Origin of the sequence: Legionella busanensis, assembly GCF_900461525.1 — a bacterium.
GTDB classification, from domain to species: domain Bacteria; phylum Pseudomonadota; class Gammaproteobacteria; order Legionellales; family Legionellaceae; genus Legionella_C; species Legionella_C busanensis.
This window is the reverse complement of sequence record NZ_UGOD01000001.1, coordinates 726,628-740,341: the sequence shown is the minus strand read 5'-3', so window position 1 is coordinate 740,341 and position 13,714 is coordinate 726,628. Positions and strand designations below refer to the sequence as shown.

Here is a 13,714-nt window from a genome sequence, read left to right as displayed (position 1 = left end):
AGGATAGTTTATTGTTGTACCAATGGCTTAAATTTTTTAGTGACGATAATTATAAGCTTCGCCCCAATTCTTTACAGCTACTTCGCTAGCCAATAACATAGTCATCTCTTCAGGCGGCAATGCTTTTGAAAAATGAAAACCTTGGATTTGATCACAGCCGCCCTGACGCAAAACCATAAGTTGCTCAAATGTTTCTACGCCTTCGGCAATGACAGTTAAATTTAAACGATGTGCCATAATAATAATTGCCTCAGCGATAGCAACGCTATTTTTGTCAAAAGTAATTTCATTAACAAAAGAACGATCAATTTTTAAAGTATCGATAGGAAAATAACGCAAATAACTTAAGCTTGAATAACCTGTTCCAAAATCATCTAGCGCAATATGAACACCAAGTTGTTTTAATTCATTCATAATTTGAATTGCTTGCGTTACATCTTGCATAATTAAACTTTCAGTTAATTCTAACTCTATAAGGTCTGGATTAAGCTTAACTTCCTCAAAAATAGCTTCTATTGTTTGAGCTAAGTTTCTCTGGCGAAATTGCCGAGCTGATAGGTTGATACCGAGTCTTGCTAATGAAATCCCTTGTTCAGCCCAAGCTTTACGCTGCTTAATAGCATTACGTAATACCCACTCTCCAATAGGCAGTATTAAGCCTGTTTCCTCTGCAATATTTACAAATTGATCAGGTAAAATTAAACCTTTTGACGGATGACGCCATCTAAGTAAGGCCTCTGCACCAGATATTCGACCTGTATTAGATTCAACTCGAGGTTGATAATGAATTTCAAACTGATTGCTTTTTAAGGCATTTCTTAAATCTGTCTCCCAATACCAGCGAGCTGGATCACGATTACAAGAAGTGGAAGTGTAAACACAATAATTGTTGCCACCTTGTTTTTTAGTTTGTTGTAGGGCGGCACTGGCATTTTTTAAAATTTCATCAGCATCTCTGCCCCCCTTAGGATAAGTAGTGATGCCAATGCTACACATAATATAAATTTCTTGCCGATTAATTAAATAGGGCTGATTAAAAACATCTAAGATGCGCTGAGCAGTACGCACTATATCCTCATTATTTTGTGGACTTTTTGCCAATAAAATAGCAAATTCATCACCCCCAATACGGGCAACCGTATCCCTATTACGCACAATTGAAATAAGTCGATTAGCTGTAATTTGTAAAACTTCATCGCCACTAACATTGCCTAGAGTATCATTAACCAATTTAAATCGATCTAGTCCCAAACAGAATATGACTAATTTAGTTTTGTTCTTTGCAGCAATATTAATTGCTTCATTTAGACGCTCAGTAAATAACACTCGATTCGGTAATCGTGTCATATGGTCATAATGTGTTAAATACTCAATTCGTTTAGCATCTGCTTTTTGTTCACTGATATCTTTTATATAGAGAAAACAATAACCCTCCCCCTGATATTCAAAATAAGTTGCGGAAATTTCCACAGGTATTTTTCGTCCATCTGAATGGGAATGTACAGACTCATTACGTCTAGAACCTTGTGTCTTTAGTATATTCCACTGCGTTGGCCACTCAATTTCTCTACTATTAATATCGAACTCTTCAATTGCCATACCAATTAATTGCTCATGTGAATACCCTAAATGGCGACAGGCAGATTTATTAGCATACTTAACTTTACCATCAGCACTAATTTGTATTATAGCGTCATCAGCATGATCCACGGCAAACTGAGTTAATTGTAAGTTTGATTCTAGATAATGCTGGGAAGTAATATCTTCAATAGCAGGAATTAGATAACTTACCTCTCCTTCAGAATCAAATAGAGGATATAAGAAAAAATTGGAAATACACATCTTCCCTTGTTTATCTCGAATATAAATTTCAAAATGGATTGTGTTTCCTTTTGCAGCTAATTTAATAGCCCTATGCAGAAGCTTACGATTAACAATAGAAGAGGACCAGCAAGGAATATTAGGTAAGGGTTTATTTAAAACTTCTTCTGCTTTCATACCGATTACATCAAAAACAAGCTTATTAACATAAATAAAAATACCATCTATAGTCAATAAACCAATGAATACTGTATGACTACAATTATTAGGAATTTGTTTTGCCTGAAATTTTGCCTTATTATTTTTTTTAAGATCAAATTCATCAATACCTAATAAATCAATATGTTTACTTTCTATAGAAGTTACTGCCCCTGGTTTATTTACATTTTTCATAGTTTATACCTTTAATTAATTAAACTATGCATAATCATTGTAAAATTACTTAAGTATAAAATTTCTTTAAAATACTTAGGCTTAACTTAAATTTAGTATAGTAGATAAAGAATAACTAAAGATAATTTTAAAAATTGAGTAGGGTAAATTTTATGCCTATTATTAATTTTAGCTTAATTTAAAGTAAGATTTTCGTAAAAAAATATCTGCTAATCTTTATTTTTATTGAGAAAATAGCAATAATAAAATTTTAATTTAAATAACAAATACTTATAAATGTTAATTTAAGAAATTTTATTAGCTTTAATTACTATTGGTGCTTACCAAAAATTCCGTAATCGGCGCCGAAAATTTTAAGTCACCTACATGCTGCAACTTTATCCCACCTTTTTTGCTACAATTTCACTGCATCCTACACGCCACAATTTCACCTCAGTTTACGTGTCGCGATTCCACCTCAACCTACGTGCCGCGACTTGTTCGCGGCATCCAGGAAAGATGGTAAGTAAACGTAAATGGCCTCTGATATAGGGTTCAACATTTATTTAAATAAGTCTAGGAATCGACAAATAACAAGCTTTCTGGATTTAAAGCAGAGTATCTTTACTTAAAGACTGCCTTCTAGATGGATGGCTCCTTCTTCATGAGGTCTTTTGTTACTACTAAGAGTGTTGTTTCTGAATACCGCGAACAAGTCGCGGTACATAGGGTATAAAGAGCAGATAGGATGAAATAAATTTGCATGCAAGCCTAGAAAAAATTGCGGCATGTAAATCAAAATCAAATTGTAAATATATCCTAGTTTTTTGTAATCATTATCTATCTTTTATTTTGAGCCATTATAAATGTAATTATCGGGGGCAAACACGAAAGAATAATTATACTATAAATAACGATAGAAAAATTTTCTTTAATAATGGGAATACTGCCAAAAAAATAACCAAAAAATAATAAGCTTCCTACCCAAACTACGGCGCTTAAAATATTGTAATAAGAAAATTGTACTGGACGCATATAACTTACGCCAGCCACAAATGGCACAAACGTTCGAATAATAGGTAAAAAACGAGCTAAAAAGATCGTTTTCCCACCATTTTTTTCATAGAATTGATGCGCCCGCTCTAAATGCTTTCTATTGAAAAATCGAGAATCCTTGGCCGTAAAAACACGTGGTCCAATCTTCCTTCCTATTAAGTAATTAACTTGGTTCCCTAAAATAGAAGCCCCACTTAATAATAAGAAAAGAATAATAATATTAAGCGGGCTAGATGGATAAGCGGCAAAACTGCCAACCACGAAAAGCAATGAATCACCTGGTAAAAAAGGGGTAATAATTAACCCCGTTTCACAAAAAATAACTGCAAACAAGACCAAATAAGTCCAGATACCGTAAGTAGACGCAAAATTTACTAAATAAGTATCTATATGCAAAAGAAAATAAATAAAATCCATCAGCATGTTATAGCTTTCCGTAATTAACTTTAAATAAGTTTAATGTTCTATTAATAACGATAATGCTCTGGCTTATAAGGTCCATTGACATTTACACCAATATACTCAGCTTGCTGCTGAGTTAATTCAGTTAACTTAGCACCAATCCTTTTTAAATGTAAGCGAGCAACCTTTTCATCTAAATGTTTTGGTAAAGTATAGACTTGTTGCTCATAATCATGTCCATTCTTATATAATTCAATCTGCGCTAAAACTTGATTGGTAAAAGAAGTAGACATGACAAAACTTGGGTGACCTGTCGCACAACCTAAATTAACTAAGCGTCCTTCAGCAAGTATAATAACCCGTTTACCATCTGGAAAAATAACATGATCAACTTGAGGTTTAATATTTTCCCAACGATATTGCCGCAAACTTTGAATATCAATTTCAGAATCAAAATGTCCAATATTACATACTATGGCTTGATTGCGCATCCTAAGCATATGCTCATGGGTTACAACATGGTAATTGCCAGTTGCCGTAACAACAATATCTAACTGCTCTGCAACCTCGTCTAAGGTCACAACTCGATAACCTTCCATAGCTGCTTGTAGCGCACAGATAGGGTCTATTTCAGCAATTAAAACGGTTGCGCCTTGACCACGTAGTGCTTGCGCACAACCTTTACCAACATCACCATAACCAATCACTAGCGCTACTTTTCCAGCAACCATGACATCAGTAGCACGCTTTAGACCATCTAACAGTGACTCTCTACACCCATAAAGATTATCAAACTTTGACTTTGTAACTGAATCATTGACATTAATAGCTGGTGTTTTTAATAAACCTTTTTTAGCCATGTCATATAATCTAGCGACGCCAGTCGTTGTTTCTTCTGAAATACCCCGAATGTCATCCAGTAACTCAGGATATTTATCATGAATAACAAAGGTTAAATCGCCTCCATCATCCAATATCATGTTGGGCCGCCAACCATTTTTAGCTAAAATTGTCTGCTCAATACACCACCAATATTCACCTTCAGTTTCTCCTTTCCAGGCAAAAACAGGAATACCTGCTGCAGCAATAGCCGCAGCAGCATGATCTTGGGTAGAGAAGATATTACAAGAAGACCACCGGACTTCAGCACCTAAAGCAATTAACGTTTCAATTAATACTGCTGTTTGAATAGTCATATGTAAGCAGCCTGCGATATGTGCGCCTTTTAGTGGCTGCTCTGCAGCGAATTCTTCTCGTAACGCCATTAGCCCCGGCATTTCTGTTTCAGCAATCGCAATTTCTTTACGGCCCCATGCAGCAAGAGAAACATCTGCTACTTTAAAATCATTAAAGGTTTTGCTTGCAGCAACGGTGGTTGTATTCATAAATTATCCTTTAATAGATGCATTATATTAACATAATTAATTTTTAGCCTACTTCTAATTTAGAAGATAGGCTAAAGTAGAGTTTTTATAACCTATTAGACAACTGATATTGACTACTATAAAGCTTGTTTAAGTACATCCACTTTATCTAATCGTTCCCAAGGAAATTCATCACGACCATAGTGACCATAAGTAGCCGTCTGTCGGTAGATAGGACGTAACAAATCATGCTCGTCAATTATACCTTGTGGCGTTAAATCAAAGTGCTTATTTATTAGATTAATAATATCTTGATTAGGTAATTTACCTGTTCCGAAGGTATTAATACTGATTGAAGTGGGCTCCGCCACACCAATTGCATAAGATACTTGAATTTCACATTTATCTGCAATCTCGGCTGCAACAATATTTTTTGCAACATGTCTTGCGGCATAAGCAGCAGAGCGATCTACTTTAGATGGATCTTTACCAGAAAAGCAGCCGCCTCCATGTCTAGCCATACCGCCATAAGTATCGACAATAATTTTTCTACCAGTTAAGCCACAATCGCCTAGAGGCCCTCCAATAACGAAACGACCGGTGGGATTTATAAAATAACGCGTATTGTTTGTTAACCAATGACTTGGCAATACAGGCTTTATAATTTCTTCATGAACCGCTTCCATTAGATCAGCATGTTGGATATCTGGGTCATGTTGAGTTGAGAAAACAACTGTATCAATTGCTACAGGTTTTCCTCCTTCATAATGCAATGTTAGTTGGCATTTAGCATCAGGTCTCAGCCAGGGTAACTTTTGCGATTTTCGAAGATAAGCTTGTCTCTCCATTAAACGATGAGCGTAAGCAATCGGCGCAGGCATAAATACATCAGTTTCTCGACTTGCATAGCCAAACATTAATCCCTGATCACCAGCACCTAAAATTCTAGTCTCTAAGTTATCGACGCCTTGCGAAATATCAGGTGACTGTTTACCAATTGCTGACAAGACAGCACAAGAAGCCCAATCGAAACCCATTTCTGAACTATTGTAGCCAATATCTTTGACTACGTTACGCGTAATGTCTTCAACATCAACCCAAGCCGAAGTAGTAATCTCTCCGCCTATCATAACCATGCCAGTTTTTACAAATGTTTCACAAGCAACTCGAGCCTTAGGATCTTTTTTAATGATAGCATCTAAAATAGCATCAGAAATTTGATCGGCGATTTTATCAGGATGACCTTCAGAGACTGATTCTGAAGTAAAGACATGAAATTCGTTCACTTTATTCCTCTTGAATTATTATCATTGTGCATCATCGTTATAAATTGATCAAAAATAATCTCTATATCATGTGGACCTGGACTTGCTTCAGGATGACCCTGAAAACCAAGTGCAGGTTTCAACTTATGTTTAATACCTTGCAACGTTTGATCGAATAAAGAACGATGGGTTATCTCCCAATTATCAGATAAGGTTGTTTCATCAATCGTAAAGCCGTGGTTCTGACTGGTAATAAATACGCGTTTAGGTTCGCATGTTTCTACGACAGGATGATTAGCACCATGATGTCCAAACTTCATTTTCATCGATTTTGCATCGCTTGCTAACGCTAAAATTTGAAATCCTAAACAAATACCAAAAATTGGGATTTCAGTTTGTAAGAATTTTTTAGTCGCTTCAATAGCATAAGTACAAGCCTCAGGATCACCTGGGCCATTAGATAAAAAAACGCCGTCTGGATTAAGGGCTAAGACTTCCTCTGCACTAGTTTGTGCCGGCACAAGTGTAACGTGACAGCCCTTATCATAAAGAATTCTTAGTATATTGTGCTTAACACCAAAATCATAAGCAACCACATGATATTGTAAAGGCTTTGAAGCTTCGCCCCATTCACCACGACCCTGATCCCAGCGCTCAATGGTCTGTCGTGAAACATCAGAAGCTAAATCTGTACCATTTAACCCAGCAAAAGACTCTGCTTTAGCTAACGCTAATTCTGGTTTATCGACTCTAGTACTAATACAACAACCAAGTGCCCCTTTTTCACGAATGATTGTTGTTAATTGCCGCGTATCTACGCCTGAGATAGCAACAATATTATTTTTTTTAAGCCAGTCAGACAACGTCTGATTAGAACGGTAATTACTTGCCAAGGGCGAATAATTGCGCATTACAAGGCCTGCTGCCCATATTCTTGATGCTTCCATATCCTCATCATTACATCCTGTATTACCAACATGTGCGGTTGTTAACATAACGATTTGCTTCGCGTAGGAAGGATCGGTGAGCATTTCTTGATATCCTGTCATGGCGGTATTAAATACCAGCTCACCCACACAATCACCATTGGCACCCACTGAAATACCTTCTATAACAGTACCATCAGCAAGGGCTAAAATTGCGGGTTTATAAACCATGAGAAAAAACCTTATATCGAGACAATCAATAAAACTTAGAGCCCGTCTGCAAAATCACTTGGGTGGAACGAAAAAAGTTGATTTTTAAGGACCGTAGCGGAGCATACCTAGAAGTAATGAGCCATGGACCCCAAAAATCGACCGCTTTCAGCCGCCTTAGTAGACTTTGAAGGCAGGTTCTTAAATTACTAAAGAGTGCATATTATACCGAATGATAGGTTATTTAGTATAGTATTATAAAACTTCCCCTTTAAATAAGGAGAAGTTTTACGTTTAAATTAGCAGAATTATTTTTAAAGATTTAAAATTTCATATCTTCAAAAAATTTTTTTACACCGTCAAACCAACTAGTTGACTTAGGCGAATGAGTTTTTTTACTACTCTCTAGCGACTCTTGTAATTTAGTTAGTAGATCTTTTTGCTCGCGTGATAAATTAACTGGCGTTTCAACAGCGACTCTACATAATAAATCGCCTGGTGCATGGCCTCTAACTGATTTCATTCCCTTGCCACGAAGGCGAAATACCTTACCAGTTTGTGTTTCTGCAGGGATTTTTAAAGTAACCCGACCTTCTAAAGTAGGCACTTCGATAGTACCACCTAAAGCTGCTGTAGCAAAACTAATGGGAACCTCACAATGGAGATCGTTTTCATGACGCTCAAAAATACTATGGGCTTTAATATTTATTTGGACGTATAAATCGCCTGGTGAGCCTCCATGAAGGCCCGCTTCACCTTCACCACTTAGACGAACTCGATCGCCATTATCTACTCCCGCAGGAATTTTTACGGTAAGCTTCTTGCTTTCTCGAACACGCCCTTGACCATGACAACTAGTACATGGATCGGTAATAACTTTACCTTCACCATGGCAACTTGGGCATGTTTGTTGAATTGAGAAAAACCCTTGTTGAATACGTACTTGACCTACGCCATTACAAGTCTCGCAATTTTTAGGAGAAGAACCAGGTTTTGCGCCTGAGCCAGCACAGTTTTGACAGGTTGCATGCCGAGGAACTGTAATTTCTATTTGTTTACCTACTGCTGCTTCTTCTAAAGTTAATTGCACATTAAATTGTAAATCAGCGCCTCGATGAGCCCTAGATTGGCGAGCACGGCCGCCAGAGAAAATATTTTCAAAAATATCTTCAAATACATCCCCAAATCCACCAAAACCAAAACCACCGGCGCCTGCACCACCGCTAACTCCAGCATGACCATATTGATCATACATAGCTCTTTTCTGGGGGTCAGATAAAATAGCATAGGCACTTTGAATTTCTTTAAATTTTTCTTCAGCATCATTATCATTGGGATTACGATCAGGGTGATACTTCATCGCTAATTTGCGATACGCTTTTTTTATTTCATTATCATCAGCGTTCCGATTAACGCCAAGTACTTCATAATAATCCCGCTGGTCCATATTTTACACCAATTAATGACTGCATCTATTTAAACAGTAAAAATACAAAGGAGTGTTTCACACCCCTCCCCAATATTATTTGATTAAAAACACTTTAACTTACTACCAACGTCCTGCGATTTGTTTGCAAAATTCAGAAATCTAGGTGCTAGATTCCGTAAACAAGCCGCAGAAGGTTGGCTTCAAGAAAAAGCCATCTTGTTATATTTTAGTTATGTGGTAAATAATTTTTCATCATTTATCAAACTAAATTATTTTTTATCGTCCTGAACTTCTTCAAACTCAGCGTCGACAACACCGCTATCATCTTTAGACGCTTGTTGTTCAGTATGCGCTGCTTGATCAGGCTGTGGTCCACCTGCACCAGCTTGTCCTTCAGCTGATTTTTTAGCATAAATACGCTCAGCCATTTTTCCAGAAGCATCAGTTAAAACTTTCATTTTATCTTCTATTTTCGCTTTATCATCCCCTTTGACCGCTTCTTTAAGATCAGCAATGGCTGTTTCAATACCGCGCTTTTCATCATCAGATAGCTCATTTGCTAAGTCACCTAATGATTTTTCACTGCTATGAATTAAGCTGTCAGCTTGGTTGCGTAAAGCAGCCATTTCTTTAAATTTCTTATCTTCTTCAGCATGAGCTTGTGCATCTTTAACCATGTCATTAATTTCTTCATCACTTAAACCACTCGATGCTTTAATAACAATAGATTGTGCTTTACCTGTGGCCTTATCTTTAGCTGATACATTAAGAATACCATTAGCATCAATATCAAACGTCACTTCAATTTGTGGCACGCCACGTGGTGCTGGAGGAATATCAGATAAATCAAAACGACCTAATGATTTATTTGCTGATGCTTGATCACGCTCACCTTGTAAAACATGCACTGTCACGGCTGTTTGACGATCTTCAGCTGTAGAAAATACTTGAGTTGCTTTAGTAGGTATTGTGGTATTTTTCTCAATAAGTTTAGTCATCACTCCACCGAGCGTTTCAATACCTAATGATAGCGGCGTCACGTCTAACAAGAGGATATCTTTTACATCACCAGACAATACTGCTGCTTGGATAGCTGCACCAACCGCTACTGCTTCATCTGGATTGACATCTTTACGTGGCTCTTTACCAAAAAGCTCTTGTACTGTTTTTTGCACTAGAGGCATTCTTGTTTGACCGCCCACTAAAATAACTTCATTAATTTGAGACACATTAAGTCCTGCATCCTTGAGTGCAATTTTACAAGGCTCAATAGTACGCTCTACTAATTTTTCTACTAATGATTCAAGCTTAGCTCGAGTTAGCTTGATATTCATGTGCTTAGGACCTGAAGCGTCTGCTGTAATATAAGGTAAATTGACATCAGTTTGTTGCGATGATGATAATTCAATTTTAGCTTTTTCAGCTGCTTCTTTAAGGCGTTGTAAAGCAAGTGGATCATTATGCAAATCAATGCCAGTATCTTTCTTAAATTCAGCCGCTAGATATTCAATTAGCGCTAAGTCAAAGTCTTCTCCGCCTAAAAAAGTATCTCCGTTAGTAGCTAATACTTCAAATTGATGCTCACCATCCACCTCAGCAATTTCAATAATTGAAATATCGAATGTACCACCACCTAAGTCATAAACAGCAATTGTTGAATCGCCACGTTTTTTATCCATTCCATAAGCGAGCGCAGCAGCAGTAGGCTCATTAATAATACGCTTAACTTCAAGACCAGCAATACGTCCCGCATCTTTGGTAGCTTGTCTTTGTGAATCATTAAAGTAAGCCGGTACAGTAATGACAGCTTCTTTAACCTCTTCGCCAAGGTAATCTTCTGCCGTTTTTTTCATCTTACGTAATACTTCAGCAGAAATTTGAGGAGGCGCTTTATCTTGGCCTTTTACGCTAATCCAAGCATCACCATTACCTGCTTTCATAATCTTGTAAGGGACCATCTTAATGTCTTTTTGTACGATTGGATCGTCAAAACGACGACCTATTAGACGCTTAGCTGCAAAAACCGTGTTTTCAGGATTAGTTACCGCTTGGCGCTTTGCTGATTGTCCTACTAAAATTTCATCATTATCTGTAAAAGCAACAATAGAAGGGGTTGTGCGTAAACCTTCTGCATTTTCTATTACGCGTGGCTTATCACCTTCCATTATTGCTACACAAGAGTTTGTTGTACCTAGGTCAATTCCAATAATCTTTGCCATATTTGTTCTGCTCCAAGTAAAGAAGTTTTAACCACAATGATCCACATATGGGGTAAAATTTAACAATTTCAAGTCATCATTGATCGTTTCGTTACGATTTATTTTTTTGCCACAATCACGCGCGCCGGTCTAATCACCCTATCACTTAATTTATAGCCCTTTTGAAACACAATTAATACGCTATTTGGTTCTGCATCAGGTGCTTCTTGAATAGACATCGCTTCATGTTCTTGTGGATTAAACATTTCCCCTTGCGGATCAATGGGCGTTACTTCATATTTATTTAATACATCTAAGAATAGTTTTAAAGTTAGCTCTAGACCTTCAAGCATTGCCTTTTGCTTTTCTTTTTCGGCTATTTGCAATGCTTGCTCAAGGCTATCTAATACAGGAAGTAGCGAAGTAATGAATTTTTCTAACCCATAGCGATGTGCATTCGCGACATCTCGCTCAGCTCGCCGTCTATAATTTTCAAGCTCTGCTACAGCTCGAACTGCTTTTTCCCAGTTTTCATGTGCTTTTTGTTCAGCTAGCGTTAATTGCTCTTCTAAAGCAGTATAGCTTGGATGGCCTAGTGCAACATCTGCTTGAGCGTCTTGTTCAGTTTCAGTATCTTCAACTGATTCTTCATTTTCCAGCTCTTCATCCAAACGCTCATTATTTTCTTTAAATTTTTTCCAATCTTTCGTGGTATTGTCACTCATTACAAATCTCCCCAATTTCTTGACAAGCTAAATTGGGGGTAAGTGTAAAAAATTCAAGTCTTTAATAAAAGTTTTTTATATTACTTTGCATATTTATTATAAAATTATTAAATTTTGACGTTTTTATAACGTGTTATAGCTTTAAAATTAAGTTATAGAGCCACTTTTACTACCCTTACTTGCAGCATATAATCATTTATCGCATACTTAGCCATCAGACTAGGCAAAAAGGTTTTTTTATGAGTGCATGGTCACCAATTACTTGGCAAAAATTTTCATATCATCAGGCAGCTACTTATCCTGATCCAGCGCAAGTTGCACGTGTTGTTGAGCAGTTATCTGTTTTACCTCCCCTCGTAACAGGCGGTGAGATTAAAAATTTAAAAAAAGCACTTGCTTTAGCAGGCCGTGGTGAAGCTTTTATTTTACAAGGCGGCGACTGCGCTGAATCATTTAATGATTGTCGAGCTGAAATTATTAGCAATAAATTAAAAATCATGCTACAGATGAGTTTAATCTTGCTCTATGGTATGCGTAAACCTATTATTCGTGTTGGCCGTATTGCAGGCCAATATGCCAAGCCTCGTTCTTCTGATTTTGAAACAATCAATGGCATTACTTTACCAAGCTACCGCGGAGATCTAGTCAATTCACAGCAGTTTGATGCACAATCTCGTATCCCTAATCCTAAGCTTATGTTACAAGGCTATAGTTGTGCTGCGATGACACTTAATTTTATTCGTGCCCTAGTAAGTGGTGGATTTGCTGACTTAAATCATCCGCAACAATGGGATTTAAGTTTTGTAGAGCACTCACCTCAAGCCAGTGAATACTATGAGATTGTAAAATCGATTGCTGACTCTTTAGAATTTTTAGAAGCCATTGATGGTATTCGCAGTAGTAGCCTTAATAAAGTGGATTTTTATACTTCCCATGAAGCGCTACATCTGCATTATGAGCAAGCTTTAACACGTTATCTTGATGACGGCTGGTATAATTTGTCTACGCATTTTCCTTGGATAGGTATGCGTACAGCACAACTAGATAGCGCCCATCTTGAGTTTTTCCGAGGCGTAGAAAACCCTATAGGAATTAAAATAGGTCCTTCTGCTAATCCTGAATGGCTTAAAGAAGTTTTAAATATTATAAATCCCAAGCGTGAAGAAGGGCGAGTCGTGCTTATTACACGTTTAGGCGCTAAAGACATTGGTAACTTATTACCGCCTCTGATTGAAGAAGTAAAACGAATTAAGATTCCTGTAACCTGGTCTTGTGATCCTATGCATGGAAATACAGAAACAACACCAGAAGGGATTAAAACACGTCATTTTGATAATATTTTATCGGAATTACAGCAAGCTCTAACTATCCACCATTCAATGTCTAGCTATCTAGGTGGTGTACATTTTGAACTTACAGGTGAAAACGTAACAGAATGTATTGGTGGTGCCCGCGGCCTAAATGAGGCTGATCTTAAACAAGCCTATCACAGTTTAGTTGACCCCAGACTTAATTATGAGCAATCTTTAGAAATGGCTATTAAGCTTAGCCGTGAATTTAAACAATAGATCTAGTACATAACCCCTCTATTTTATCAGCCAGCCTTCTAAGCTGGCTCCATTTTATTAAAAAATTTATTACTCCTAATTTTTTAAATTTAAAAAAACTTAAAATACAACTTACAAAAAAAATAAACACATTGAGAAAAAAATTATTTTAAGATAGATTATGCGCCGATAACGGATAGCCCTAAGTAAATATTAGTATTCATAACTTTTTTGAATCCTAATAACCAAAGCTACTAAGGAGTGAATAAGTCTTAAATTTAATATTGAGACCCAAAATGCAAAACTTAGCTTCATAAAATAAAAACCAGTTTCCTTAAGAGTATTAAAAGACTTAATCCCGTTATATAAGTATTAACAATCATCTTATTATGTAGAAGA

The 13,714-nt window shown here is 36.8% G+C and carries 9 protein-coding genes; 1 reads left to right on the top strand and 8 read right to left on the bottom strand.

From position 1 onward, the window contains the following. Positions 1-36: 36 nt before the first annotated feature. The 8 genes from DYH30_RS03365 to grpE form a co-directional block, all read right to left on the bottom strand. Complete coding sequence (locus DYH30_RS03365; protein WP_115330300.1) at positions 37-2,214, bottom strand: EAL domain-containing protein; 2,178 nt, start codon at positions 2,212-2,214, stop codon at positions 37-39. A gap of 819 nt (positions 2,215-3,033) precedes the next feature. Beyond that, positions 3,034-3,672 (bottom strand): DedA family protein, encoded by a 639-nt coding sequence (locus DYH30_RS03360; protein WP_165482142.1) that lies wholly within the window; start codon positions 3,670-3,672, stop codon positions 3,034-3,036. 44 nt (positions 3,673-3,716) lie between these two features. Beyond that, on the bottom strand, positions 3,717-5,036 hold the full coding sequence (ahcY, locus tag DYH30_RS03355; protein ID WP_115330299.1) for an adenosylhomocysteinase: 1,320 nt from the start codon (positions 5,034-5,036) through the stop codon (positions 3,717-3,719). A gap of 116 nt (positions 5,037-5,152) precedes the next feature. Beyond that, complete coding sequence (metK, locus tag DYH30_RS03350; RefSeq protein ID WP_115330298.1) at positions 5,153-6,301, bottom strand: methionine adenosyltransferase; 1,149 nt, start codon at positions 6,299-6,301, stop codon at positions 5,153-5,155. Continuing rightward, the gene (gene carA / locus DYH30_RS03345) at positions 6,298-7,437 is read right to left on the bottom strand and encodes a glutamine-hydrolyzing carbamoyl-phosphate synthase small subunit (RefSeq protein ID WP_115330297.1); all 1,140 of its coding nucleotides are present in this window, start codon (positions 7,435-7,437) and stop codon (positions 6,298-6,300) included. Before carA ends, metK begins: the two co-directional genes overlap by 4 nt. Positions 7,438-7,738: 301 nt before the next feature. Then, the gene (gene dnaJ / locus DYH30_RS03340) at positions 7,739-8,863 is read right to left on the bottom strand and encodes a molecular chaperone DnaJ (RefSeq protein WP_115330296.1); all 1,125 of its coding nucleotides are present in this window, start codon (positions 8,861-8,863) and stop codon (positions 7,739-7,741) included. A gap of 251 nt (positions 8,864-9,114) precedes the next feature. Next, positions 9,115-11,064, bottom strand: coding sequence for a molecular chaperone DnaK (gene dnaK / locus DYH30_RS03335; RefSeq protein WP_115330295.1), 1,950 nt, complete (start codon positions 11,062-11,064; stop codon positions 9,115-9,117). 98 nt (positions 11,065-11,162) lie between these two features. Beyond that, positions 11,163-11,768: a nucleotide exchange factor GrpE gene (grpE, locus tag DYH30_RS03330; protein ID WP_115330294.1), complete on the bottom strand. Its 606-nt coding sequence runs from the start codon at positions 11,766-11,768 to the stop codon at positions 11,163-11,165. A gap of 239 nt (positions 11,769-12,007) precedes the next feature. Between grpE and DYH30_RS03325 the strand changes: the two genes are divergently transcribed. Continuing rightward, entirely contained in the window at positions 12,008-13,336 is a 1,329-nt protein-coding gene (locus tag DYH30_RS03325; protein WP_115330293.1) for a 3-deoxy-7-phosphoheptulonate synthase class II, read from the top strand. Positions 13,337-13,714 lie beyond the last annotated feature (378 nt).